The sequence below is a fragment of the Vibrio sp. Vb339 genome, assembly GCF_902751245.1.
In the GTDB taxonomy this organism is placed as follows: domain Bacteria; phylum Pseudomonadota; class Gammaproteobacteria; order Enterobacterales; family Vibrionaceae; genus Vibrio; species Vibrio coralliirubri.
Window position 1 is genome coordinate 1,256,301 of record NZ_CADDIS010000002.1, and the last position, 25,293, is coordinate 1,281,593.

Below are 25,293 nucleotides of genomic sequence, written 5' to 3' on the forward strand. Positions count from 1 at the left end.
AGCCACAAACCTGGGCTCCAAATGTCTGTAAAACTATTATTCCATCTCTTTTTCAACAAGCTGAATCACAATATGAATGATCTTAATGTGAATTTCTTGGATGCGATCTGCGTAACCAAAGTGTGGCACTCGGATTTCGATATCAGCACAACCCGCCATTTTGCCGCCATCTTTACCCGTCAATGCAATCGTCTTCATGCCTTTGGCTTGAGCAGCTTCAATCGCTTTTAGAATATTGGCAGAGTTACCTGAAGTCGACAGACCGAACAACACATCACCTTTACGACCTACCGCTTCTACATAACGAGAAAATACATGGTCGTAGCCAAAATCATTACTCACGCAAGACAGGTGGCTTGGATCTGAAATCGCAATGCCAGCGTAACCTGGACGGTTTTCACGGTATCGGCCTGTAAGCTCTTCCGCAAAGTGCATTGCATCACAGTGTGAACCACCGTTGCCACAAGAAAGCACTTTACCCTCTTGCTTGAATGACTCAGCAATCAGTTTTGCCGCCGCTTCAATTTGAGCGATGTTATGGTCATCACTCAGGAACTTATTCAGAACGTCAGCAGCTTCGTTCAATTCACTTTTGATTAGGTCATGGTACATAAGGCTTATCTCTTATATTTTTTTACGCAACTTAAAGTACGTGAAATGAGAGCTGAGGGTTTTCCCCTCTTTTACCTGAGTTTACCCACAAACATGAAATAGTGTCGACACTTAAGCCCAAAGATTGCCACCTTTATTAGGGTCTCACTGCCGATCCGTCCAAATATTCGCCACCAACCTCTCACAATTAGAACTTTAACTCTATTGAGATCACTTTTTATTCACTTTGGAGTTTTACAAATATTTAATATTTTGTTTACACTTGACTGGTTAGACCTCTTACCTAAAACTTAATAACAATAAGTGATCTCTGAAAAGGAAATCGATCATGAACATATTGCTCTCCCTACTCGGCATGACCGCCATCTTAGGCGTCTGTCTTTACCATAGAGTTAGTCTGGTACGTGCATTAGTTGTATTAACCGGCGCAATGGTAGCATTAACACTGTTTGGCGGCGTGGCTGTTACTGGCTGGCTTTGCTACCTGTTAGCGGTTGCGATCTTTGCTGTACCTACCATTCGTCAGACACTGATCAGCCAAAAAGCACTCTCTTTATTTAAGAAAGTTCTACCGGCGATGTCTCAGACAGAAAAAGAAGCACTAGAAGCTGGCACAGTATGGTGGGAAGCAGAGCTGTTCAAAGGCAAGCCTGAATGGAAGAAGCTTCAGGACATTGCTGACCCTAAGCTCTCTGAAGCTGAGCAAGCGTTTTTAGATGGCCCTGTGAATACCGTGTGTGAAATGGTCAATGATTACCAAGTCACTCATGAGCTTGCTGATTTGCCACCAGAAGTATGGCAATACCTGAAATCCCATAAATTCTTCGCCATGATCATCAAGAAAAAATACGGCGGCTTAGAGTTCTCAGCTTATGCTCAATCTTTGGTTCTACAGAAGCTAACGGGTGTTTCTAGTGTATTGTCATCGACGGTTGGCGTACCTAACTCATTAGGCCCTGGTGAGCTTTTACAACACTACGGTACAGAAGAACAAAGAAACCACTACCTGCCTCGCCTAGCGGAAGGTAAAGAGATCCCTTGTTTTGCTCTGACTAGCCCAGAAGCCGGTTCAGATGCAGGTTCAATCCCAGATTACGGTGTGGTTTGTAAAGGCGACTGGCAAGGCGAAGAAGTACTTGGCATGCGCCTAACTTGGAACAAGCGTTACATCACTCTCGCGCCTGTCGCGACCGTTCTAGGCTTGGCTTTTAAACTTCGTGACCCGGATGGTCTGCTTGGTGACCAAAAAGATCTTGGTATCACTTGTGCGCTTATCCCAACAGATTTAAAAGGCGTAGAGATTGGCAACCGCCACTTCCCACTAAACGTACCTTTCCAGAATGGTCCAACGCAAGGCGACGATATCTTCGTGCCTATCGATTTCATCATTGGTGGCCAGAAAATGGCAGGTCAAGGCTGGCGCATGCTGGTTGAGTGTCTGTCGGTTGGTCGTGGTATCACACTGCCTTCAAACTCAACCGGTGGCATTAAGTCTGCCGCGCTCGCAACCGGCGCTTACGCTCGTATCCGTCGTCAATTCAAACAGCCTATTGGTCGTATGGAAGGGGTTGAAGAGCCACTTGCACGCCTCGCAGGTAACGCTTATGTAATGGACGCTGCGAGTAACCTAACCGTCGCGGGCATCGACCTTGGCGAAAAGCCTTCGGTTATCTCTGCAATCGTTAAGTACCACTGTACTCACCGTGGCCAACGCAGCATCATTGATGCGATGGATATCGTCGGTGGTAAAGGTATTTGTTTAGGCCCATCGAACTTCCTAGCTCGTGGCTACCAAGGTTCGCCTATCGCGATTACGGTTGAAGGCGCAAACATCCTGACTCGTTCAATGATCATCTATGGTCAAGGTGCGATTCGCTGTCACCCTTACGTACTGAACGAAATGGAAGCGGCTTATTCTGAAAGCAGCGATGCGCTTGATAAGTTTGATTCAGCGTTAGCAGGACACGTTAGCTTTACGATGAGTAACCTAGTCCGCAGCTTGTGGTTTGGTTTAACCGATGGTCGTGGTTCTGATGCGCCAACACCTTCAAATAAAACAGATAAACAGACACAGCGTTATTACCAACAACTAAACCGCTACAGTGCAAACCTAGCGCTACTGTCTGATATTTCAATGGCAGTTCTAGGCGGATCACTGAAGCGTAGAGAACGTTTATCAGCAAGACTGGGTGATATCCTGAGTCAACTTTACCTAGGTTCAGCAACGTTGAAGCGCTTTGAAAGCGAAGGCAGCCACGCTGAAGATCTACCGTTAGTACATTGGGGTATGCAAGATAGCTTACGTCAGACTGAAGTGGCGATTGATGAGTTTTTAGCGAACTTCCCTAACCCTGTGATTGGTCGTCTGCTTCGTGTTGTGCTAATGCCATTTGGTCGTATCCGTCGTGCTCCAAATGACAAGCTGGATAGCAAAGTGGCGCACATTCTACAAACCCCAAGCGAAACACGTTCTCGTATCGGTCGCGGCCAATATCTAGAAGCAACGGAATACAACCCAGTAGGTAAGATTGAAAAAGCGCTAGAAGTGATTCTTCAAGCTGAACCTCTGTTCGACAAAGTCTGCAAAGAGACGCATCAAAAACGTGCCTTCTTACGACTTGATCTTGTTGCTCAGTTGGGACTTGAGAAAGGTATCTTAACTCAAGACGAAGCAAATCTTCTGATTAGCGCTGAGGAACATAGACTGTACACGATTAACGTGGATGACTTCTCACCAGAGGAGCTTGCAGCAAAGTCTCAATACCCAGACCAATCGATTGATAACGTCGCTTAAGGCCAGAAAAAGAAACAAAAACGGGACTCCTATGAGTCCCGTTTTTTTGTTCATGATTTCGTTGCCACAAATTCCAATGCTTTATCTAGCGGCTTATTCTCTCTAGACAATCTAATCATCTAAGCGAGTTACTTCGGCGCCTTGAGCTGCATCTCAGGTAACGCTTTTTTCTTCGCCTTAACCTTACGAGCCACAAACCAAATCAATAAGCCCAATAGAGTCGCGACCACATTACCCACCGCAATAATGATCATACTGCGCTGTCTGTCATCTTCACGTTTTTGAAGGATCATCAACTCTGTTGCGATACGCTTCTGTTCAGCAAGTGCTTCTTCTTGAAGGCGTCGTGACTCTGCTAAGTCGATATCTTCAACAACGCTGTACGACTGCTCGGTAATAGGAAAGATCAGCGGGCGCTGACTTGAAGCATCAGTGGCGTAAACCATCCCTGACCAATTATAAATCCCCAAATCGCCATTATAAGGCACCTCAAGAGCGACTTTCATTGCGTCGACTTCAGCTTGCCCCTGCTTGTACATCACATATTCATCAGGAGCCTTGTGCTCAACATGAACCGCTAACGAGCTCGGTGCGATCATCCCCTGCTCACCAGACACCACAATAGTATGAGGTAAACCCTCTTTTCGTGATTGAATGAAGGTGCTAGTGATCGGTGTTGGGTAAACCAAGACTTCTTGCTCTTGCGCTCGCAGGAACACACCATTACCAGAGGTAATACGCGCTCGGTATTTACCGGGCTCGATATCAATTGGCAAAGAGACCGTGAACACACCATCTCCAGCCTTTTCATCAAGATCAGCGCCATCATCGGCAAACTCGCCCATCACAACCGGCACCGGGCGCGCTTCTCTCACCAAAGACTCTTCGTTTTCAACAAACTTAGTAAAGGTGACCTTAAGCTTCACGCGATCGAGAAAATCGCGCAGCACCAGCGGCTTGCCATCAGAGGTCAGTCGAGCGGTAAATTTGATGCGTTCAGTTTGATACAACTTATCTGGGAACTCATTAGCATCCAAAACAAGATGAGACAGGAGCTTGATATTGTTCTTAGGGGAAACTTTACCTATCGCTTGCCAAGGGCCGGGCATCGGATTGTCGATAGAGATAATGTCCATGGACGATTCTTCGTACCAACGGACATTATCAGCATTGCGCCAAGAGTAGTATTTCTTGCCATCAGGGCGAACCAAAACGACAGGTTTAGAGTTATCGGCGCGATAAATCACAAAGGTGACTTGTTCAATACTGGGATCAACGCGAAAACGGTTGTCCAATAAACTCATTACGGATTCTGTTGCTGCATGTAAGCCAAAGCTTAACAGCAATAAGCAACCGGTAGCCAATACCCTTAACATACTTTCTCCCTACTGACGCCAGAGGCAGCTTCCGCTTTTCTCGACGAGATCTAAACGACTTTGATGCGCTTCTACTTCATCGGCCGTAGCTCGTAAAACCTTTAGGGATTTTCGACCACTTTCTACTCTTCGTATGCTTTCGGCTTCGCCTTCCTGTTGACCAGCGTTAAATTGCAGCGAAGTTTGACCACCCGTCATCAATAAGTAGACGTCGGCTAGGATCTCCGCATCGAGCAATGCGCCGTGGAGAGTACGGTGCGAGTTATCAATACCGTAACGGTCACATAAGATATCTAGGTTGTTTCTTTTACCTGGGAATATCTTCTTCGCCATTGCCAAGGTATCGGTAACTTTACAGTAGTCATCCGTTTTACCTATCGCAGGGTTGAGCTTCTCAAACTCATAGTCCATAAAGCCCGTATCGAAGGGCGCGTTATGAGCCACCAGCTCAGCACCTTTGATAAAGTCGAGAAACTCTTTATGTATGTCTTGGTATTCAGGCTTATCAATCAAGAATTCATCGGTAATACCGTGAACGCCAATCGCCTCTTCTTGAATCGCACGATCGGGCTTGATGTAGACGTGGAAATGACGCCCGGTCAACCTGCGGTTGATGATCTCTACTGCACCAATTTCAACGATGCGGTGGCCCATATAGTGAGGACCACCTTCTGTATTCATACCGGTGGTTTCGGTATCGAGTACAACAATGCGCTTATTTTCGTTCGAACTGTTTTTTTCGTTCGTGCTTTGTTCTGGAGTGCTACTGGTATTCATAAGGATAACTGTGTCAGACTATGCCGATAATGTGCTTGAGGTAATAGTATCAAATCATGACGAAACAAGTTGAAATTTTCACTGATGGTTCTTGTTTAGGCAACCCTGGTCCCGGTGGCTATGGCATCGTACTTCGCTACAAGAAAGTCGAGAAGACGCTAGCAGAAGGCTTCACGCTAACAACCAATAACCGTATGGAAATGCTCGCCGCTGTCGTTGCTCTCCAAGCCCTCAAAGAGCCTTGCTCTGTGATTCTGACCACAGATAGCCAATACGTGCGTCAAGGCATCACACAGTGGATTCATAACTGGAAAAAGCGTGACTGGAAAACAGCCGACAAGAAACCGGTTAAAAATGCCGACCTGTGGCAAAGGCTCGATAAAGAAACCGCTCGCCATAGCGTAGATTGGCGCTGGGTAAAAGGACACGCAGGGCACAGAGAAAACGAGATGTGTGATGATTTAGCAAGAAACGCAGCGGAAAATCCGACTCAAGAAGATACGGGCTATCAACCAAGCTAATCGTCTTTTTAATTAGACGCACATTTCAGAAAGCGATTTATAATTTCTTAAACTGACCAATCGATAAAAAGCCGACAACTAGTCGGCTTTTTCTGTTTTTAGCGGATATGACGCTTTGGTTGAATCCATTGTACGGCGCGTATTGGTTCTAAAACTTGCCCCAACAGGCGAGAAACGTCGCTTGAGGTGCCAATGTGGCTTGATAGGTTTTAGCGGGTAAGTACGTTTACGAGCAACAATAAAGTATTGGCTTCCGGCGAAGGATGCACAACCACCTAAGCTGTTCTCCAACCACGTCCACATCGCTTGATACTTACTCATCGGAAACAGCGCGTAGGTGTCACAATGAATTACTTCATAGTTAAGTACACCTAACCAGTCTTTAATTCGACTTGGCGTGTACATCCGCCCACTCCAGGGTAAGCTGTTCTTTCGCCAAGGCATCAAACTGGCAAGCCCAGTGACACTGATTGGGTTGAAGCCAGTGATAATAATATAGCCATCGTCCATCATCACTCGATCGACTTCTCTCAATAATCGATGCGGGTCATTGCTATAATCTAGCTGATGACTCAGTACTACAACATCAAAGCTTTTCTCCAAAAAGGGTAAATTATAGCCATCCGCTATCACATTATGTAATGGGTTCTGGATATCTAGGTTTACTTGATGTTGAATGTTGCATGTGCAGCTAGAAATCTCACTACTGAGGCCACCGAGCTTGAGCATATGGTAACCAAATAGCTTTGGGCACCACTCATCGAGTCGAGTTTGAATAGATTCTCTCAACCAGTCCCCATTGTGCAATTGCGCCCAAGTGTAAGGACGTTCAAACTTCTTTCTGCTACGTGCTGGCTTCATCAATAATCTGTCTCACTTATTCTGTCGCACTAAAAGTGACTGGAGAACCAATAATGTTACATATCAAAAGCATACCTGCATTTAACGACAATTACATCTGGCTGATTCAAAATAGCGATCGCCGTTGTGCTGTCGTCGACCCTGGTGATGCGGCTCCAGTATTAGAGTACTTAGCACACCATGAGCTAACTTTAGATGCAATCTTGATTACACACCACCACCACGATCACATTGGTGGCGTTCCAGAACTCGTTAGACAATTTCCCGGCGTGGATGTCGTGGGTCCAAGGAATGAACCTATCCCTACCTTAACTCATCCGGTCGATGATGGTGATCAATTAGAACTGTTTGGCGAAGTATTTCTCGTCCTAGGACTCAGTGGCCACACCGCGGGTCATATTGGTTATGTGGGCGATGCCAAACTGTTTTGTGGTGATGTGCTGTTCTCTGCGGGTTGTGGCCGAATCATGGAAGGCACACCACAACAGATGTTCGATGCACTGAATAAGATCACGGCGCTGCCTCAAGAAACCGAAGTTTATTGTGCACATGAGTACACTGCAGCCAATATCGCTTTCGCATTAGCCGTTGAGCCTGATAACCAACATTTGCAGCAATATCGCGACCAAGTGAACCGACTTCGTGCTCAAAATAAGTCGACCATCCCCACAAATTTGAGACAAGAGAAGTTTGTGAACCCCTTCCTGCGCTATACCGAGCCAAGTGTAGTGAAATCAGTGTCTAATCGCACCGAGCAGACCGACCCTTTATCGGTATTCACCGCTTTACGTGCGTGGAAGAACGAATTTTAACAAATACAGACTTGTCACTCATAGGGGGTGGCAAGTATTATCATCGGCCGTTAATTAAAAAGGCTGTAACATGCGAGTTAAGTACAGCTGGGCTTTGGTATTACTACTTTCTGGTTGCCAATTAACTCAGTCAGAGAATCCAGACCAAGCTTCCGAGCAAACCAACACTTCTCCTACTAAAGAAGTTTCTCAAGCGAACGTTTCATCAGAAGCAACAGCCAAAGAAGATCAAAAAGTTGAAGCACCTGTCGTTACTCCACAAACACAAGAAGATGTTTGGAAACGCATTGCGATGCAACTTGAAATGGAAGTGCCAGACCAAAAGAAAGTCGACTACTACCGAACTTGGTACCTCAAGCACCCGAGTCATCTAAAAACCGTATCAAAACGTGCTGAACCTTTCCTATATTTGATCACCACTAAGATTGAAGAAAAAGGCTTACCACTAGAACTGGCACTATTGCCCGTTGTAGAAAGCTCTTTCGATGCATTTGCCTATTCTCATGGCAGTGCTGCAGGTCTATGGCAGTTCATTTCAGGCACAGGCAAAGACTACGGTCTTGAACAGAACTTTTGGTATGACGGCCGCCGCGATGTTGCCGCCTCTACCGACGCCGCATTGGATTTCTTATCAGACCTTAACCGACGTTTCGATGGCGACTGGAACCATGCAATTGCTGCCTATAACAGTGGTGGTGGTCGAGTAAACAGCGCAATCCGCAAGAACAAGAAACTGGGCAAGCCAATCGATTTCTTCTCGCTGGACTTACCAAAAGAAACCAGCAGCTATGTACCTAAACTGCTTGCTCTAGCTGATGTCATTGCCAACCAAGAAAAGTATGGCATCGATATTCCAGCGATCCCGAACAAGCCTGTGCTGACTCTGGTTAACCCTGAAGAACAGCTTGATTTAGCCATTGCTGCGAACTACGCAGGCATTCCTGTCAAAGAACTGCAAGGTTACAACCCGGCTTACAACCAGTGGGCGACAGCGCCAGAGAAACACCAACAACTATTACTTCCTTTAGACTCAGTTGAGAAATTCAACAAAGAAGTCGCTGCCAATAAAGGCAAAGGCATGAAGTTGGTGCGTTACAAGGTTCAATCTGGTGACAGCATTAGCGTACTGGCAAGCAAATATAACACCACCAGCAAAGTGATCCGCTCTGCGAACGGTTTGAGCAACAACAATATTCGTATCGGCCAGCACTTACTTATCCCAACATCCACCAAAGACGACAAGACATACGCCCTAAGCGCCTCAAATCGCCTAGCAAGCACACAGTCGAAGAGTCGTGGTCAATATAAGCTCAGCCATACTGTAAGAAGTGGTGACAGCCTATGGACGATTGCACGCGCAAATAAGGTCTCTCACCAATCACTGGCTAAGTGGAATGGCATGGGACCACGCGACACGCTTAGAGTTGGTCAAGAACTGGTCATTTGGAAGAATGGCTCAGACGGCGCCATCATCCGTACGATCTTTTATAACGTAAGATCAGGTGACACAGTCAGCGGTATTGCATCAAAGTTCAAAGTAAAAAGTGCAGATGTTGTAAAATGGAACACTTTGCAGAACAAGAAATACTTACAGCCAGGACAAAAACTCAAGCTGTATGTTGATGTAACTAAGGTAAGTGTATGAACCCGTCAAGTAACCCACTCGTCATGCTGTTGGATATATTCCGTTCACCAACAGCTTGTTTCTTAGCGCTTTATCAACGAAGTGCTTGGGGATGGCAACCGTACGTCGTATTAATGCTCAGCCCATTTTTGTTTTGGGGTGCTTATTTTTCGAATGTAGATTTTGCATGGTTAAGTGCAGAGCTCTCGCAGCAACTGGCTCAAACGAACCCTGACCAATTGGCGTTACTTGACAGCAATACCTTACTCGCGAGTGAGATCATCAGCGACGTATTTGGCCGAACATTAACCATTGTTCTATTGGCATTCTGGTTTAACCTAGCAACCAAGCCAAGCCAACACCGACACAGCTTTTGGCGATGGTTTGCAGCGGCATCGGTTGTTATATTCCCAGCTGTTTTAGGTGATGTAGCAAGCTACGCAAGCCTGATACTCAAGCATGGACATGTGATGAACTACGCTGCAGACTTGAACAGCTTAAATGGCTTGATCAAGTTACCGCTAACTAATGATTGGTCACAGTTTGCTAGCTCATTACCACTGCTTCTGCCATGGTACATCGTGCTAGGTTATGCCGCGGTATTGACGTGGACTGAGTTTGAACGCGGGCAAGCGCTTGTGATTTCAGGCTTACCATGGGTTGGATACTACCTAATCTGGGCACTCTACATTTTAATCTTTTAAGTTGAAGAGATAAGGCTAGCGAAAACTCTCTAGCCTATTGTTCCGTTAGATTACCCAAGGTAACCACCGTGCTAATGGTTAAGCTACAATGACTAATAGCTAATGACTATTTAGCCTTAAAGGTCACTCGCATAGGGTTATGATCAGAAGCGTCCGTAATGGGCGCTTTTGCTTTTTCTACCTCTAGCCCTCGATAGAACACGTGGTCGAGCACCAGTCCTGTAATGAACTGAGTTCTGTTATCTGGCTCAAAGGCAACTTCCGTCAAACCAACCTTCTCCAACGCACCTTTCAATACAGCAAAGCGAGCTTCACTCCAGCTATTAAAATCCCCAGCAAAAATAACAGGCCCACGATACTTTTGTAGATTGTCAGTTAAGCTCTTGAGCTGAGCTTCATAATCTTCCGTACCAAAGGTAAAGTTCACGGCATGGATATTAATCACTGCCAACTCTTCGCCATTGCTTAGTTGGTAACGCGACCAAAGCGCGGATTTAGGCAATTGAAGCCAAGGTTCTTCATGAGTATAAGCACAAGCTTCAATCGGCAAATGAGTTGCTAGGTTGAGTACCCCTGCACTTTGCTCAAAGGCCTCAAACGCATTAACACGTGTGCTACCCCATTGGCCGCTCGTTACCCATTGGCGAAGCCCTTCTGTCATACTCGCTTCTTGCAGCAAGACTAAATCGCTACCTGCCGACAGCTTATTTAACTCACTCTGCCAATTATTTCGGTTTTGCTTATAGATATTCCACACCGTAATGTCTAAGTCATCAGACACATCAATCGCTTTCGGTGCAGAGTTTTGGTAGCAGCTGTAGATGTCGTTACTGGTACTTTGAGAGGAAGTGATCAAGTTGGGTTTATTCGGGATAACGAAGATAAAATGAAAACTAACGACAGCAAGCGTTATCAATAGCGTGATAACAATGATGGTTTTCTTAAACATACAGCACCCTACCAGAAATGAAAAAGGAGCGATAAACGCTCCTTTTAGGGTAATAGTTTTTTTATACGGCGTCTTCGTCTTCTTCGCCAGTACGAATACGTACCACACGTTCAACTTCAGTAATGAAGATCTTACCGTCACCAATTTTACCTGTTTGAGCCGTCTCGATGATGGTATCAACACATTGGTCAGCCACTTCGTCGGTTACAACGATTTCTAGTTTCACTTTAGGTAAAAAGTCGACCATGTACTCTGCGCCGCGGTATAGCTCAGTATGACCTTTTTGACGTCCAAAGCCTTTAACTTCAGATACTGTCATACCCGTAATACCCACTTCTGCAAGTGCTTCACGTACATCATCAAGTTTGAATGGCTTGATAATGGCTTCAATCTTTTTCATGTTCATCCCTTAAACTGTGCGAATGGCTCATTATCGGTTAGCTATAGTAAACATTCAATGAAAAAAGCCAGAGCTTTAAAGCTCTGGCTCGAAATTTATCATCTTGTTTAATCAGCGCTTTGAGAAGGTTTTACTTAAGGCTTGCGTAGTAAGCGGCTAGATTCGCGATGTCTTCATCACTCAGCATTGAAGCTTGAGCCTGCATTACAGCGGCCAAACCACCGGTGCGCTGGCCGTTCTTATAGGCCTTAATTGATGAAGCGATGTATTGCTCGTTTTGACCTTTAAGGTTTGGATAGCCAGGGATCACTGCGATACCGTCTGCACCATGACATGCCGCACAGATTGCTGCTTTAGCTTGACCCGCAGCAACATCAGCCGCCAGTGCGTTACCACTCAATAGTCCAAATCCAAGAACTAATCCTAGTGTAATTTTCTTCATTGCATATTCCATTAATTATTTTTATTAAAGTGACGTCGAATTGTGACACAAACTTTTTCTACTTGCTCCAAAGCGCTTCACAATCTTGACCTTCGTAGTTTTTATCTACGAATAAGCCTAAAACAGCGATCACTTGATTGCCATCCATTAATATCGGTGTTCTGCGTCGTAACCAACTGGGTACTTGGTACTCTTGAAACAACTTCTTCAGCTTCCTGCTATGACCGCGCCCAACAGGGTGTGCTGACAATCCCTCAGGGTTAAAGATCACTCGCAATGTTCTGCTCGCTGTGTTGAGACTAAAATGTTGCGCATCACAGTGGTTAGATACACCATCACTCGCCGCTGAAATTAAGTGTAGTTCCCCTAAACCGTCAGGCAAAACTAAGCTCTCTTCCATCGAGATATCACTTTGCCAGTTTGACAAGTCTTTGGTCTCTTTGACGACATAGAGCTGATGATTAAAACGTCTAACCTCAACCTCATTCAGCACCAACTTAGGATTGGCGTCCGCCTGAGCACATGCCACCTCATCCCATACAAGTTTGAGCTGCTTTTGGCTCGGCATCGGTTGATTACAGCGGCTCAGCCACATTCTTAATAGGCGTGCACGCAGTAAATCAGAGTGCTGAGATAGTGCTTCTATACTTATGCTTTGACTTTGATTGCCACCTAAAGCTTGCTGTAAGTGAGACTCAAGCAACTCATCCAGCAGCAACTCTTGTTCTGCACATAGCTGAGCGCTGCGACTGACCGACTCTCGGAAACTAGGCCAACGCTCGGTCAGTGTCGGAGCGACTTGATGACGAATAAAATTGCGGTCAAAGCGAACGTCTTGATTACTCTCATCTTCTACCCAAGTTAACGCCATATCACGCGCCGCCCCTTCAATATCCGTTCTCGTCACCGACAGCAGTGGGCGAACGATATGAGCACCTGAAAACGGCATCATTTTCGCCATTGAAGAGAGCCCTTTCGGGCCACTGCCACGCTTAAGAGCTAACAAGAAGGTCTCGACTTGGTCATCGATGTGTTGACCTGTAACTAATACATCACCCTGTCTAATATGCTTTTTAAAAGCTTGGTATCGCGCGTCTCGAGCCAGCTTTTCAACGCTTTCTCCACGGCTAATATCTAGCGAGACTCGTTCAATGAACAAAGATACCGACAAAGCATCACACCATGTTTGGCACTGCTCTGCCCAATAATCAGCATTCTTACTTAAGCCGTGGTGAACATGTACCGCACAGCACTCAATGTGATGGGACTTGGCGTATTGCGCAGCCAACTCCAACAACACTCGTGAATCGACACCACCACTGAAAGCGACGATCAACCGACAAGGCTTAAGCGCGCTTTGATCAAGTACAGATGTGAAGGTATCAATTAAGTGTGTCATGAGGCTAATAAACCAAGAGGTCGTGTGTGAAGGGATAATGTTTTAATAATAAAAAAGGGTTGGCACTGAGTCCAACCCTTTCATCAACTTGTTCGTATAGCTAGCCTTATCGCTAAGGCAAGTTATCAGCAGTAGCCGTAGCTCATTAGACGCTGGTAACGACGCTCAAGCAGCGTTTCGTTATCAAACTGCTCTAGCTCTTCTAGCTGTTTAACTAACATGTCTTTCATGTTCTGAGCCGTTTGTGCAGGGTCGCGGTGCGCGCCACCTAGAGGCTCAGGAATGATTTCGTCGATAAGCTCAAGCTCTTTAAGACGAGGAGCAATAAGGCCCATCGCTTCAGCTGCTTGTGGTGCTTTATCTGAATCGCGCCATAGGATTGAAGCACAACCTTCTGGAGAGATTACTGAGTACGTAGAGTACTGAAGCATGTTCACGTAGTCACCAACACCAATCGCTAGTGCACCACCAGAACCGCCTTCACCCACAACGTTACAGATAACAGGAACTGAAAGGCCAGCCATCACTTTTAGGTTTTTAGCGATAGCTTCAGATTGACCACGCTCTTCAGCACCAACACCTGGGTATGCGCCCGCTGTGTCGATGAAAGTGATGATAGGCATGTTGAAACGCTCAGCGGTTTCCATTAGACGTAGTGCCTTACGGTAACCTTCTGGCTTTGGCATACCAAAGTTACGGATCACTTTCTCTTTAGTCTCACGACCTTTCTGATGACCAATAACCATAACAGGACGGCCATTTAGACGAGCCATACCACCCACAATCGCTTTGTCGTCAGCGTAAGCGCGATCGCCCGCCATCTCTTCAAACTCTGTGAATGCATGCTCCAGGTAATCTTTGGTGTAAGGACGCTGAGGGTGACGAGCAAGTTGAGCTACCTGCCATGCACCTAAGTCACTAAAGATTTTCTGTTTAAGCTCTAAGCTTTTTTTCTCTAGTTGTTCGATTTCTTTGTCTAGATCTACCGCTGTGTCACCACCGTGACGCGAAACGTCACGTAGCGCTTCGATTTTTGCTTCAAGTTCAGCGATAGGCTTTTCAAATTCTAGAAAGTTCAGGCTCATCTATGAATCCTTGTTGATTCAGCTCCGCATTCGCGAAGCTAAATTTTAGTTAAATTCGAGTTCTACTTGGCTATTTCCAAGCAGCTGTTTTAATTCGTCTAGCAATGTATCACTTGGCGTCACGCGCCATTCTGTGCCCAATGTTAACCGCGCTCTAGCGTCGGCACGCTGGTAGTATACATTGACTGGGACCGTTCCGGCTCTATAAGGTTCTAAGATTTGACTAAAGCGTTCAAAAAATTGACCGTTAATTTGGGATTGGTCGATAGATATCGACACCCCACGAGCATATTTCTCACGGGCGCTTCCTAAGTCCATGACCTCGCGCGCGGACATTTTAAGCCCGCCATTGAAATCATCAAAGCTGACCTGTCCGGAAACGACCACAATTTTGTCTTTTTCGAGCAATTCTGCGTAGCGATCGAGCGCATCCGAGAACAACATCACTTCCATTCGGCCCGATCGGTCATCAAGTGTCATCAAACCGATTCGCGTACCGCGCTTCGTCGTCATTACTCTCGCAGCAATCACCAAACCTGCAATCGTTAATGATTGGTCACGACGCGTTGGCGTAGCATCTTTCAAACGACAGCTGGTGTATTTCGCTAACTCTTTGATGTAAGCGTTAACCGGGTGACCCGTTAAATACAAGCCAAGCGTTTCACGTTCACCTTCAAGCCAAACCTTCTCAGGCCATTTAGGCACTTGGGTATACTTGTGCTCAACCTCTTCCGGAGCGTCGGTCAACACACCAAACATATCAGATTGACCAAAAGACTCGGCATGGTGATGTTGGCTCGCCGCCTTCACCGCATCTTTCAAAGATGCCATCATCGCAGCTCGGTGAGGACCTAATCTATCTAAGGCTCCGGATAGAATCAACTTTTCGATAACACGTTTATTAACCTTCTTTAGATCAAGACGCGCACAGAAGTCGAATAAGTCTTTAAAGTAACCACCTTTATTTCGCGCTTCAATGATCGCTTCAATAGGGCCTTCACCGACCCCTTTGATCGCACCGATGCCATAGACAATCGCGCCATCTTCATCGACGTTAAAGCGGTACAGACCCGAGTTGATATCTGGGGGTAAAAGCTTGAGCTTCATACGGAAACATTCATCAACAAGGCCGATAACCTTCTCGGTGTTATCCATATCCGCTGTCATTACCGCAGCCATAAATTCCGCTGGGTAGTGCGTTTTCAGCCATAGCGTTTGATAAGAAACCAGTGCGTATGCTGCGGAGTGAGATTTGTTAAAGCCGTAGCCCGCAAATTTCTCTACCAAATCAAAGATCTTCATGGCCAGTTCGCCATCAACACCATTGGCTTCAGCGCCCTCTTTAAAGGTACCACGCTGCTTTGCCATCTCTTCTGGCTTTTTCTTACCCATCGCGCGACGCAACATATCCGCTCCGCCAAGCGTATAGCCAGCAAGGATCTGTGCGATTTGCATTACCTGTTCTTGATACAGAATGATGCCGTACGTAGGTTCTAGTGTCTCTTTAAGCGATTCGTGTTGCCACGTTTCATCAGGGTAAGAAACCGCTTCTCGGCCGTGTTTACGGTCGATAAAGTTATCTACCATGCCTGATTGCAGAGGACCCGGACGGAACAAGGCTACCAATGCGATAATATCTTCAAAACAGTCCGGTTGTAGACGTTTGATCAGGTCTTTCATACCACGCGATTCCAGCTGGAATACCGCGGTGGTTTCAGAATTTTGTAACAGGTTGAACGATGCTTGGTCATCAAGAGGAATCGACTCGATACGAACCGGCTCTTTACCCTCTTTCTTCAGGCGAGGGTTTACGAGGCCTAACGCCCAGTCGATGATGGTCAGGGTACGTAGACCCAAGAAGTCGAACTTAACCAAACCAGCGGTTTCAACGTCATTCTTATCGAATTGCGTTACTGGGAAGTTACCTTCGGCATCGGCATAAATTGGCGCAAAATCGGTGATCGTGGTGGGTGAGATAACAACACCACCCGCGTGCTTACCCGCATTTCGCGTACAACCTTCAAGGATGCGACACTTATCGATCAGCTCACGAACTTCTTCATCGCCATCGTAAAGCTCTGGCAATGCAGGTTCAGCAAGGAATGCTTTCTCTAGCGTCATACCCGGGTCTGGCGGTACAAGCTTTGAAATTCGATCGACGAAACCAAACGGGTGACCCAATACACGGCCTACATCGCGGATTACCGCTTTTGCCGCCATGGTACCAAAGGTGATGATCTGAGATACCGCATCACGACCGTACATTTCAGCCACGTGATCAATAACTTGGTCACGTTTATCCATACAGAAGTCGATATCGAAATCGGGCATGGATACACGTTCTGGGTTCAAGAAACGTTCGAAAAGGAGATCGTATTCAAGCGGGTCAAGATCGGTGATATCAAGCGCGTAAGCTACTAGAGATCCGGCACCAGAACCACGGCCAGGACCTACTGGCACATCGTTGTCTTTTGACCACTGGATGAACTCCATTACGATCAAGAAGTAACCTGGGAAACCCATGTTATTGACAACTTCGAGCTCGATCTTGAGTCGCTCATCGTATTCAGGTCTGCGCTCAGCGCGAACTTTTTCGTCAGGGAACAGGAACGCCAAACGTCGTTCAAGACCTTCTTCAGATTTCTTGATCAAGAAATCTTCAATCGCCAAACCTTCCGTCGGGAAGTTAGGCAGGAAGTATTCACCTAAACGAACGGTCACGTTACAGCGCTTGGCAATCTCAACACTGTTCTCTAGCGCTTCTGGAATGTCTGAGAACAGCTCACACATCTCTTCTTCACTACGTAGGTATTGCTGTGCGCTGTAGTTCTTCGGACGACGAGGATCGACCATTGTGAAACCATCATGGATCGCCACGCGGATTTCATGGGCATCAAAAAGATCTTCAGTTAGGAAAACCACTTCGTTGGTTGCGACAACAGGCAAGTCTTCCTGCTCAGCAAGCTCTAACGCAAAGTGCAGGTAAGACTCTTCATCCGGTCGTCCGGTACGAATCAGTTCCAAGTAAAAACGATCGGCGAAGTACGTTTTGTAAAACTCGACGCTGCTTGCAACCAAGTCACGGTTACCTTTCAGTAACGCCTTACCAATCTCACCTTCTTTGGCGCCCGATAGAATGATCAGGCCTTCTGCATTCTCAATTAGCCACTCTTTATCAATAACAGGCTGATGCTGAACGTGACCACGAAGGTAAGCTTTTGAGATAAGTAGCGTTAGGTTGTTATAACCTTTATTGTCCGTTGCGATAACGGTGAGCTTGGTCAACTCGTCACCGAATTCCGGAGACTGCATCAAGAAGTCAGCACCAATAATAGGTTTAACCCCACACCCATGGGCAGTACCGTAAAACTTCACCAAACCACACAAGTTGGTAAAGTCGGTCAATGCTAGAGCAGGCATACCCATTTCAGCGACTTTTTTAACTAACGGTGGCACCTTGGATAGGCCATCCACCATCGAAAAGTCACTGTGTACGCGTAGGTGAACAAATTTTGGATCTGACATTATTTTTCCTGAGTTCTAGGTTTGAGCCTAGGATTACAACTGTGTGTATTCTATTTTTTTCTAATACAAGTTAGCAACTTTATTCGATGCCAAGCTCTAGTTAACGTAAAGCTCTAGTCTATGCCAAGAATGCGTTTTACTGGCTTAAAGCTCTTGCGGTAATGCTCGGTTACACCATGTTTTTCAATCGCTTCGAAATGCGCTTTGGTCGGGTAACCTTTATGCTTAGCAAAACCAAACTCTGGATGAAGTTTATCAAGATCTTCCATCTCTTGGTCACGAACGACTTTAGCGATAATAGACGCCGCACTGATTTCAGCCACTCGCAAGTCACCCTTCACAATCGCAAGACCGTCCATCGGCAGTTCTGGGACACGGTTTCCATCTATCAACGCCATGTCAGGTTGAACGCTCAAACCTGCGATAGCTCGCTGCATAGCTACCATCGTCGCTTGCAGGATATTCAACTCATCAATTTCTTGTGGGGAACAACGGCCAACAGACCACGCCAAAGCTTTCTCTTTGATTTCAGGAAGCAACGCAAGACGCTTCTTCTCAGATAATTTCTTTGAGTCGTTCAAACCTTCGATCGGATTATTTGGATCGAGGATAACCGCAGCAGTCACCACGTCGCCAACCAAAGGACCACGGCCTACTTCATCTACGCCAGCAAACAGTTGGTAACCTTGCGGGTATTCAAATGGAGGAAGCTCTTTTTTTTCTTTTACTGCCATAACTAATCTCTTAATGTTCTATAGATAAGCGCTTTATGCTTCAACAAAAGGTCGGTCAATCAATTTCAATACTGCGTTAGCGGCTTGCTTATCAGCATCTTTACGGATCCAATGGTGCATCTCGGTAAAGCGTTCGATCAAGGCACTGTTATCGGCTGATAGCATTTTATCGACAGACGGGAACAAAAAGTCTGGGTGACACTCTTCAAGAATATGCTCTTTCACGATCTCTTCACCAGCCAAAATATTCGGCAATGACACAAACTCAGTGATCGCCAACTTCTTAACAATGTAACCCGTCAGCTTATTTACTTTGTAACCAACCACCATAGGGCGTTTAAGCAACATACATTCAAGAGCCACAGTACCTGAAGCCAAAAGCACAGAATCAGCAGCGGTAATCACGTTGGTTGCCGTATCTTCGACTAACGTGAATTCAAGCTCAGGTGCGGTCGATTGCCAGATTTCAGTAAACTGCTTTTTACGCTGCTCGTTAACGAGCGCAACAACAAAATTGATATCCGGATACTTCTGCTTGATACGTTGGCAAGTTTCGATAAATGGCTGAGCAATCAAACCCATCTCACCACCACGACTACCCGGTAATACGGCTAACCACTGCTTGTCTTGATCAAGACCTAACAGCTCTCGAGAATCTTGTTTACTAGGCTCTAAAGGAATCGCGTCTGCCAACGTGTGACCAACAAACTCACAGGCAACGTTATATTTATCGTAGAACGCTTTTTCGAACGGCAAGAAAGCCAAGACTAAGTCGGTTGCTTTGTCGATTTTAAAGATACGCTTTGGACGCCAAGCCCACACTGAAGGGCTCACGTAATGCACCGTTTTGATACCAGCGTTCTTAAGGTCTAACTCAAGCCTTAGGTTGAAATCGGGCGCGTCGATACCGACAAAGACATCGGGTGGATTTTGAGTGAAATACTTAACCAGCTCTGCTTTTACTTTTAACAAGCGAGGTAAACGGCCAAGCACTTCAACTAAGCCCATAACGGCCAGCTCTTCCATCTCGAAAAGAGACTCACAACCTAGGGCTTTCATTTTCGGCCCGCCAATGCCAACGAACTCTGCATTCGGGTATTGTGATTTGATCGCTTTGATAAAGCCTTCACCAAGCGTATCGCCAGACAGTTCGCCGACAACAATGCCTACGCGCAATGGTTCATTCGAAACGAAGTCCGAGCTATTGGTTGCTGCTTCTTGCTGTGCCATAGTTTTTCAATTCCCTTGTTGCCTAAAACAAAAAAGACCGCCTAACGAGTAGCGATCTTTTTGTTATACCATTCTGATGAAGTAGTTATTGCCATACTCACATTGATTGGTACATAACCATATCGAGTATTAACGAATAATACCGCGCTCAGAGTTCTCTAGCATTTCAAGCATAGGCGCTACCGAAGTAAACTCTTTTGCCATTTCAACTAAAGCCACTTTCGCTTCTTCAAGTGTTTTACCTGAACGGTATAACTCTTTGTACGCCTTCTGTAGTGCACGAATTTCAGGTTTTTCAAATCCGTTACGCTTCAAACCTACTAGATTAAGACCGAATGGAGCCGCGTGGTTACCCTGTGCAAGTACGTACGGCAGTACATCTTGAACAACTGCAGAACAGCCACCAATGTATGCGTAAGCACCAATCGAACAGAACGGGTGAATCGCAGAAAGAGCCATAACACCAGCGTAGTCGCCAACCGTTACGTGACCGCCAAGAATAGCGTTGTTACCAATGTGAGTGTGGTTACCAACAATAACATCGTGCGCTACGTGAGCATTAACACAAAGTAAGTTGTCATCACCAATCACGGTGGTTGCTTTGTCTTGAACCGTACCACGATGGATTTGAACCGCTTCACGAATTACGTTGCGATCACCGATCACAACTGTTGTGTCTTCGCCGCCGTATTTCTTATCTTGGTTTTCTTCACCGATAACAGCGTGTGGGAAGATACGGTTTTCTTTACCAATGGTTGTGTGACCTTTGATCACAACGTGCGACATCACTTCAGTGTCGTCACCAATTGTCACGTTACCAGCAATGTAAGTGAAAGGCCCAACCGTCACGTTAGCACCGATAGTTACATCACCTTCGATTACTGCTGCCGGGTGAATTTTCGCTGTTTCATGAATCATATTAAAACTCTCTACGAGCACATTTAAGTTCAGCTGAACATACAACTACGCCGTCAACTTTAGCAACACCGTTAAACGATGCGATGCCACGACGTTCTTTTAAGAATTCAACTTCGATAACCAGTTGGTCACCTGGTACTACTGGCTTACGGAATTTAGCTTTATCTACGCTAGCAAAGTAGTACAACTCGTTGCCAGAAGGCGCACCGAAAGATTTGAATGCTAGAAGGCCTGTTGCTTGTGCCATTGCTTCTAAGATCAACACGCCTGGGAATACAGGAAGCTGAGGGAAGTGGCCTGTGAACTGAGGTTCGTTAACAGAAACATTCTTAATTGCGGTCAGTGTTTTTTCTTTTTCAAAGCTAGTCACACGATCAACCATTAAGAATGGGTAGCGATGAGGTAATAGTTCCTGAATTTCAGTAATGTTCATCGTTGTCTGTTCAGTAGTCAAAGTCGTATTCCTATGTATATTCTTTATTTAATTAGAAGGATTATAAACGAAAAAGACTCGCTGTACGCGAGCCTTTTATTAGAAATGCTGGAATTATGATTCCGCGCTCTTCTCAATAAGTTTTTCAACGGTTTTCAAACGCTTGTTCATTTCATCAATACGATGAACACGCGTTGCTGTTTTACGCCAATCTTTGTTTGGCTGTAAAGGAATACCCGAAGAGTACATGCCTTTCTCAGTGATGCTGCGCATTACCATTCCCATTCCGGTAATCGTAACGCCGTCAGTAATTTCAATGTGACCATTAATCACACTACCACCACCAATAATACAGTACTTACCTACCGTCGTGCTGCCTGCAATGATAGTACCACCTGCAAGAGCTGAACCATATCCGATGTGAACATTGTGAGCAATCTGAAGTTGGTTATCTAGGATAACGTTGTCTTCAATGATTGTGTCATCTAATGCGCCGCGGTCGATGGTAGTACACGCGCCAATTTCTACGCGGTTACCGATGCGAACAGAACCGACTTGTGGGATCTTAACCCATTCGCCTTTCTCGTTCGCATAACCAAAGCCATCAGAGCCAATAACAGTACTTGATTGGATCAGACATGCTTCTCCAATCACCACTTCATGGTAAACACTTACGTTAGCCCACAGCTTAGTGCCTGCGCCAATTTTTGCATTTTTACCAATAAAGCAACCAGCACCGATGATCACATCATCACTGAGTACCACACCAGACTCAATCACAGCGTTCGCGCCAATAGACACATTTTGTCCAATGGTTGCATCGCTAGAGATTGAAGCAGAATCAGCAATAGCCGCTGCGGGTGCAGGAGTAGTATCAAGCGCTTGAGCAACCTTAGCAAAAGCAACGTAAGGGTCACTAACCACAATAACGTTGGTCTTACACAGTTCGCGCTCACTCTCTTTAACCATAATAGCGGATGCTTTACAGTCACCTAGGTGCTTGCTGTACTTAACGTTAGAAAGGAACGTAATGTTACCTTCTTGCGCTTTATCCATAGGAGCGACTGCTGAGACGGTAATCGTACCGTCTCCGTGTAGCTCTCCCCCAGTAATCGTCGCCAATTCGGCTAAAGTCAGGTTCTTCATAAAACTTATTTCAGTGATTTAATTACTTGCTCAGAGATGTTGTATTCAGGCTTACCGTATTGTAGAGCTTGAATATCAACGATCATGTCGTAGCCTTCTTTCTCTGCAACTTTAGTTACAGCATCTTGAATCACTTTGAACAGCTTCTGCTTCTCTTGTGCTTCACGACGTTGACTTGCTTTTTCTAGTGCTTGAGCTTTGATTTTGTACTTGCTGTCTAGTTGGCCGACTTCGATACGAAGCTTCTCAACTTCTTCAGGACCTAGTAGCTCGCCATCACGCTTAAGCTTTTCAATCTTTGTTTTCGCTTCAGCTTGAATGCTCTGTAGCTCAGCCGCTTTATCTTTGAACTCTTCCTGCATTTTTTGAAGAACAACTTCACGCTGAGGTAGAGCCTGGAATACTTGTGCAGTGTTTACATAACCCACTTTTTGCGCAGCTTCAGCAGCTGTTGCAAAGAAAGAAGAGCTAAGAACTACAAGGCCTAAACCTGCTGCTTTAATCATATTTTTCAAAATATTGTCCTTTAAATATTAGAAAGTTCTACCAATGGTAAATGTGAAGAACTCTTCATCATCACCTTCGTAAACTTTAATTGGTTTCGCTAGAGAGAAAACCAGTGGGCCCATCGGTGACATCCATTGAAGAGCGGCACCATAAGATGAACGGTAATTTGTTGGATCAGAGTAATCGTAGTAGTACTGGCTGCCACTGTTAGGTGCGCCGCGGTCTACGAATTCGGTATCCCATACACTCGCCATGTCGAAGAAGACACTGGTACGAATCTGGCTACGCGCTTCATCAGAAGCAAACGGCGTTGGTACAATTAACTCTAAGCTTGCCAAAGCAACCGCGTTACCACCTACTGAGTCATCAGTAGCTGAATCGTATGTAGGGTTGTTACCCGTGCTGTTCCCGTAAACAGCTTTCGGACCTGCCGAGTTAGAGCCAAAACCACGTAGGGTTGTAAAACCACCTGCGTAGTAGTTCTCGTAGAATGGGAACAAGTTATCGTTACCATCCGTTTGACCATAACCATTACCATAGCCTAAACGGCCACGCATCAATAGTGTGAACTCATGCTTTTTAGTCAGCGGGATGTAATGTTTTACATCGTACTGCATTTTGAAGTACTGAGCATCAGAACCGGGTACCGTCACCTTAGCAAAAGCACGTTGATGGTTACCTTCAGTAGGGAAGAAACCACGGTTAAGATTGTTACGAGTCCAAGAGATATTGATATCGAAGTCATCGGTTAGGATGTGTTCGTCACCATATTGGTCAATACTTCTCGCGAACTGTTCCACTTGGATATAGGTCGGAACGTTACCGATCTTGTTGTGCGTATAACCAACACCAAACTCAAGACGGTTCAGCTCATCCACAGGGAAACCCCATGTTAGGCTGGTACCATAACTTTGGTTGGTATAGTCGACGATACCTGCTTCAGAGGCTTCAAATTCGTTATAGAAGATCTTACCGCCCAAGCTCACACCATCAAGGTTCCAGTATGGGTCACGGTAGTCTAAGCTCACGTTCTTTTGGTAATCGTTCATCATGGCACTTACGCCAACACGGTTACCTGAACCTGCAAAGTTATCTTGTTGCAAACCAACTTGGAAACTAACACCTGATTCAGTACCGTAACCAACACCAAAGTTGATGCTGCCTGAGTTTGCTTCCTTAACGTTGTAAACCAAATCAACTTGGTCTTCACTGCCAGGAACACGCACTGTTTGTACATCAACCGTTTCAAAGAAACCTAAACGGTTAAGACGGCTCTTACCGGTATCAATTGACTTAGAGTTAAGCCAGCTGCCTTCCATTTGACGCATTTCACGACGCAGTACTTCGTCTTTCGTTGAGTTGTTACCCGTGAATCGAATATCTCGAACATAGATACGGCTGCCCGCTTCTACATTGATAACCAACGACACTTCTTTGGTCTCATCGTCAAATTCAGGAATCGTGCGAACTTGTGGGTACGCGTAGCCAGATTCACCAAGAATTCGTTTTACGTTCTCTTCCAAGGACGTTACCGAAGAACCGTTGTACGTATCGCCGTCTTCGAATGGCACTAACGCTTCGAAGTCAGCCTCACGACCGATTAACTCACCACGGAAAGAGACATCTTTAACGGTGTAAGCTTCGCCTTCATCAAGGCCAAGTGTGATGTAAACACCTTTCTTGTCTGGAGAGATCGCTACCTGTGTAGAGTCGACCTTAAACTTCAGGTAACCACGGTCAAGGTAGTAAGATTTCAGCGCTTCGATATCACCGGCTAAGACTTGCTTCTGGTATTTTTCATCCGCAAGGAAATTCCACCATGCAACATCAACGTTCAGATTGAAACGACTAAGCAGTTCAGAGTCTGAGAAGACTTCATTACCGATAAAGTTGATTTGCTGAATCTTAGCGGATACGCCCTCAGTAAACACAAACTTAAGGTCAGAACGGTTACGTGGCAGAGGCGTCACAACCGCTTTTACTGTCGCGTTATACTTACCCACGCTGTAGTAAAAATCTTCAAGGCCTTTCTCAATGTTACTCAGCGTAGTACGGTCAAGCGCTTCACCTTCACGAACACCAGACGCATCTAGGTTCTGCTGAAGCTGCTCTTCTTTGATCGCTTTGTTACCCGAGAATGAAATGCTCGCGATGGTCGGTCGTTCTTTCACTTGAACAACTAAAACACCTTCATCGCGAAGGACTTTAACGTCCTCGAAGTTACCTGAAGCATACAGTGCGCGAATGATCTCAGATACATCGCTTTCATCCACTTCATCGCCAATACGCACTGGCATTTTCAGTAGAGCTGCACCAAGTGCAACACGCTGTAAACCTTCGATCTTGATATCTTGAACCACAAAGTTTTGTGCTCCGTTCGCAGCCACACTAGTGGCCAATAGACTTGCGAACAGAATTTGCTTAATCGCCATACTTATTCTAAT

General features: G+C 45.7%; 22 protein-coding genes. 5 read left to right on the forward strand and 17 right to left on the reverse strand.

The window, feature by feature from the left end; translation table 11 throughout:
* Positions 1-36 precede the first annotated feature (36 nt).
* Positions 37-612: a D-sedoheptulose 7-phosphate isomerase gene (gene lpcA, locus HRQ85_RS14240; RefSeq protein WP_050644958.1), complete on the reverse strand. Its 576-nt coding sequence runs from the start codon at positions 610-612 to the stop codon at positions 37-39.
* A gap of 328 nt (positions 613-940) precedes the next feature.
* Between lpcA and fadE the strand changes: the two genes are divergently transcribed.
* On the forward strand, positions 941-3,406 hold the full coding sequence (gene fadE / locus HRQ85_RS14245) for an acyl-CoA dehydrogenase FadE (RefSeq protein WP_050644957.1): 2,466 nt from the start codon (positions 941-943) through the stop codon (positions 3,404-3,406).
* Positions 3,407-3,534: 128 nt separating this feature from the next.
* Here fadE and HRQ85_RS14250 read toward each other — a convergent pair whose 3' ends face one another.
* The gene (locus tag HRQ85_RS14250) at positions 3,535-4,782 is read right to left on the reverse strand and encodes a TIGR03503 family protein (RefSeq protein ID WP_172379903.1); all 1,248 of its coding nucleotides are present in this window, start codon (positions 4,780-4,782) and stop codon (positions 3,535-3,537) included.
* Positions 4,783-4,791: 9 nt separating this feature from the next.
* Positions 4,792-5,559 carry a DNA polymerase III subunit epsilon gene (gene dnaQ / locus HRQ85_RS14255; protein WP_017060722.1) on the reverse strand — a complete coding sequence of 256 codons (768 nt, stop codon included), beginning with the start codon at positions 5,557-5,559 and terminating at the stop codon, positions 4,792-4,794.
* 56 nt (positions 5,560-5,615) lie between these two features.
* On the opposite strand from dnaQ, the gene rnhA reads away from it, so the two are divergent.
* Positions 5,616-6,080, forward strand: a complete 465-nt coding sequence (rnhA, locus tag HRQ85_RS14260; protein WP_017069372.1) for a ribonuclease HI — start codon at positions 5,616-5,618, stop codon at positions 6,078-6,080.
* A 78-nt stretch (positions 6,081-6,158) separates the two neighbouring features.
* Here rnhA and HRQ85_RS14265 read toward each other — a convergent pair whose 3' ends face one another.
* Positions 6,159-6,941, reverse strand: coding sequence for a class I SAM-dependent methyltransferase (locus HRQ85_RS14265; RefSeq protein ID WP_048606645.1), 783 nt, complete (start codon positions 6,939-6,941; stop codon positions 6,159-6,161).
* Between the two features lie 53 nt (positions 6,942-6,994).
* Between HRQ85_RS14265 and gloB the strand changes: the two genes are divergently transcribed.
* The 3 genes from gloB to HRQ85_RS14280 all read left to right on the forward strand — a co-directional run bounded on the left by gloB (position 6,995) and on the right by HRQ85_RS14280 (position 10,081).
* Entirely contained in the window at positions 6,995-7,753 is a 759-nt protein-coding gene (gloB, locus tag HRQ85_RS14270) for a hydroxyacylglutathione hydrolase (protein WP_017060725.1), read from the forward strand.
* Positions 7,754-7,823: 70 nt separating this feature from the next.
* Positions 7,824-9,398 carry a LysM peptidoglycan-binding domain-containing protein gene (locus tag HRQ85_RS14275; RefSeq protein WP_048606648.1) on the forward strand — a complete coding sequence of 525 codons (1,575 nt, stop codon included), beginning with the start codon at positions 7,824-7,826 and terminating at the stop codon, positions 9,396-9,398.
* Entirely contained in the window at positions 9,395-10,081 is a 687-nt protein-coding gene (locus HRQ85_RS14280; protein ID WP_050633984.1) for a YIP1 family protein, read from the forward strand. Before HRQ85_RS14275 ends, HRQ85_RS14280 begins: the two co-directional genes overlap by 4 nt.
* A 106-nt stretch (positions 10,082-10,187) precedes the next feature.
* Here the strand turns inward: HRQ85_RS14280 and HRQ85_RS14285 are convergent, their stop codons facing one another.
* The 13 genes from HRQ85_RS14285 to bamA form a co-directional block, all read right to left on the reverse strand.
* Positions 10,188-11,030: an endonuclease/exonuclease/phosphatase family protein gene (locus tag HRQ85_RS14285; RefSeq protein WP_172379904.1), complete on the reverse strand. Its 843-nt coding sequence runs from the start codon at positions 11,028-11,030 to the stop codon at positions 10,188-10,190.
* Between the two features lie 61 nt (positions 11,031-11,091).
* A complete protein-coding gene (gene glnB, locus HRQ85_RS14290) occupies positions 11,092-11,430 on the reverse strand; it encodes a nitrogen regulatory protein P-II (RefSeq protein WP_017063373.1) in 339 nt (112 codons plus the stop codon).
* A 130-nt stretch (positions 11,431-11,560) separates the two neighbouring features.
* A complete protein-coding gene (locus HRQ85_RS14295) occupies positions 11,561-11,884 on the reverse strand; it encodes a c-type cytochrome (protein WP_170791809.1) in 324 nt (107 codons plus the stop codon).
* A gap of 46 nt (positions 11,885-11,930) precedes the next feature.
* Positions 11,931-13,271: a tRNA lysidine(34) synthetase TilS gene (gene tilS, locus HRQ85_RS14300; RefSeq protein ID WP_172379905.1), complete on the reverse strand. Its 1,341-nt coding sequence runs from the start codon at positions 13,269-13,271 to the stop codon at positions 11,931-11,933.
* A gap of 125 nt (positions 13,272-13,396) precedes the next feature.
* Positions 13,397-14,356: an acetyl-CoA carboxylase carboxyl transferase subunit alpha gene (accA, locus tag HRQ85_RS14305; RefSeq protein ID WP_017060731.1), complete on the reverse strand. Its 960-nt coding sequence runs from the start codon at positions 14,354-14,356 to the stop codon at positions 13,397-13,399.
* 45 nt (positions 14,357-14,401) lie between these two features.
* On the reverse strand, positions 14,402-17,881 hold the full coding sequence (gene dnaE / locus HRQ85_RS14310; protein ID WP_048616172.1) for a DNA polymerase III subunit alpha: 3,480 nt from the start codon (positions 17,879-17,881) through the stop codon (positions 14,402-14,404).
* 113 nt (positions 17,882-17,994) lie between these two features.
* A complete protein-coding gene (gene rnhB / locus HRQ85_RS14315; protein WP_017063371.1) occupies positions 17,995-18,615 on the reverse strand; it encodes a ribonuclease HII in 621 nt (206 codons plus the stop codon).
* A 33-nt stretch (positions 18,616-18,648) separates the two neighbouring features.
* Positions 18,649-19,845 (reverse strand): lipid-A-disaccharide synthase, encoded by a 1,197-nt coding sequence (gene lpxB / locus HRQ85_RS14320; RefSeq protein WP_172379906.1) that lies wholly within the window; start codon positions 19,843-19,845, stop codon positions 18,649-18,651.
* 129 nt (positions 19,846-19,974) lie between these two features.
* Positions 19,975-20,763 carry an acyl-ACP--UDP-N-acetylglucosamine O-acyltransferase gene (gene lpxA, locus HRQ85_RS14325; RefSeq protein ID WP_017066405.1) on the reverse strand — a complete coding sequence of 263 codons (789 nt, stop codon included), beginning with the start codon at positions 20,761-20,763 and terminating at the stop codon, positions 19,975-19,977.
* A 1-nt stretch (position 20,764) separates the two neighbouring features.
* Positions 20,765-21,217 carry a 3-hydroxyacyl-ACP dehydratase FabZ gene (fabZ, locus tag HRQ85_RS14330; protein WP_009847408.1) on the reverse strand — a complete coding sequence of 151 codons (453 nt, stop codon included), beginning with the start codon at positions 21,215-21,217 and terminating at the stop codon, positions 20,765-20,767.
* Positions 21,218-21,310: 93 nt separating this feature from the next.
* Positions 21,311-22,342: a UDP-3-O-(3-hydroxymyristoyl)glucosamine N-acyltransferase gene (gene lpxD / locus HRQ85_RS14335; RefSeq protein WP_172379907.1), complete on the reverse strand. Its 1,032-nt coding sequence runs from the start codon at positions 22,340-22,342 to the stop codon at positions 21,311-21,313.
* Between the two features lie 5 nt (positions 22,343-22,347).
* A complete protein-coding gene (locus tag HRQ85_RS14340; RefSeq protein ID WP_017063367.1) occupies positions 22,348-22,848 on the reverse strand; it encodes an OmpH family outer membrane protein in 501 nt (166 codons plus the stop codon).
* A 27-nt stretch (positions 22,849-22,875) separates the two neighbouring features.
* Positions 22,876-25,281 carry an outer membrane protein assembly factor BamA gene (gene bamA / locus HRQ85_RS14345; protein WP_172379908.1) on the reverse strand — a complete coding sequence of 802 codons (2,406 nt, stop codon included), beginning with the start codon at positions 25,279-25,281 and terminating at the stop codon, positions 22,876-22,878.
* Between the last annotated feature and the right edge of the window lie 12 nt (positions 25,282-25,293).

What these genes read in the sequence shown, in the direction of transcription:
- rnhA (WP_017069372.1), top strand. Translation starts at nt 5,616, where the DNA reads ATGACGAAACAAGTTGAAATTTTCACTGATGGTTCTTGTTTAGGCAAC.
- lpcA (WP_050644958.1), bottom strand. Translation starts at nt 612, where the DNA reads ATGTACCATGACCTAATCAAAAGTGAATTGAACGAAGCTGCTGACGTT.
- accA (WP_017060731.1), bottom strand. Translation starts at nt 14,356, where the DNA reads ATGAGCCTGAACTTTCTAGAATTTGAAAAGCCTATCGCTGAACTTGAA.
- HRQ85_RS14275 (WP_048606648.1), top strand. Translation starts at nt 7,824, where the DNA reads ATGCGAGTTAAGTACAGCTGGGCTTTGGTATTACTACTTTCTGGTTGC.
- HRQ85_RS14265 (WP_048606645.1), bottom strand. Translation starts at nt 6,941, where the DNA reads ATGAAGCCAGCACGTAGCAGAAAGAAGTTTGAACGTCCTTACACTTGG.
- lpxB (WP_172379906.1), bottom strand. Translation starts at nt 19,845, where the DNA reads ATGGCACAGCAAGAAGCAGCAACCAATAGCTCGGACTTCGTTTCGAAT.
- dnaQ (WP_017060722.1), bottom strand. Translation starts at nt 5,559, where the DNA reads ATGAATACCAGTAGCACTCCAGAACAAAGCACGAACGAAAAAAACAGT.
- HRQ85_RS14285 (WP_172379904.1), bottom strand. Translation starts at nt 11,030, where the DNA reads ATGTTTAAGAAAACCATCATTGTTATCACGCTATTGATAACGCTTGCT.
- gloB (WP_017060725.1), top strand. Translation starts at nt 6,995, where the DNA reads ATGTTACATATCAAAAGCATACCTGCATTTAACGACAATTACATCTGG.
- fadE (WP_050644957.1), top strand. Translation starts at nt 941, where the DNA reads ATGAACATATTGCTCTCCCTACTCGGCATGACCGCCATCTTAGGCGTC.
- HRQ85_RS14280 (WP_050633984.1), top strand. Translation starts at nt 9,395, where the DNA reads ATGAACCCGTCAAGTAACCCACTCGTCATGCTGTTGGATATATTCCGT.
- dnaE (WP_048616172.1), bottom strand. Translation starts at nt 17,881, where the DNA reads ATGTCAGATCCAAAATTTGTTCACCTACGCGTACACAGTGACTTTTCG.
- lpxA (WP_017066405.1), bottom strand. Translation starts at nt 20,763, where the DNA reads ATGATTCATGAAACAGCGAAAATTCACCCGGCAGCAGTAATCGAAGGT.
- HRQ85_RS14340 (WP_017063367.1), bottom strand. Translation starts at nt 22,848, where the DNA reads ATGATTAAAGCAGCAGGTTTAGGCCTTGTAGTTCTTAGCTCTTCTTTC.
- bamA (WP_172379908.1), bottom strand. Translation starts at nt 25,281, where the DNA reads ATGGCGATTAAGCAAATTCTGTTCGCAAGTCTATTGGCCACTAGTGTG.
- rnhB (WP_017063371.1), bottom strand. Translation starts at nt 18,615, where the DNA reads ATGGCAGTAAAAGAAAAAAAAGAGCTTCCTCCATTTGAATACCCGCAA.
- HRQ85_RS14295 (WP_170791809.1), bottom strand. Translation starts at nt 11,884, where the DNA reads ATGGAATATGCAATGAAGAAAATTACACTAGGATTAGTTCTTGGATTT.
- tilS (WP_172379905.1), bottom strand. Translation starts at nt 13,271, where the DNA reads ATGACACACTTAATTGATACCTTCACATCTGTACTTGATCAAAGCGCG.
- glnB (WP_017063373.1), bottom strand. Translation starts at nt 11,430, where the DNA reads ATGAAAAAGATTGAAGCCATTATCAAGCCATTCAAACTTGATGATGTA.
- HRQ85_RS14250 (WP_172379903.1), bottom strand. Translation starts at nt 4,782, where the DNA reads ATGTTAAGGGTATTGGCTACCGGTTGCTTATTGCTGTTAAGCTTTGGC.
- lpxD (WP_172379907.1), bottom strand. Translation starts at nt 22,342, where the DNA reads ATGAAGAACCTGACTTTAGCCGAATTGGCGACGATTACTGGGGGAGAG.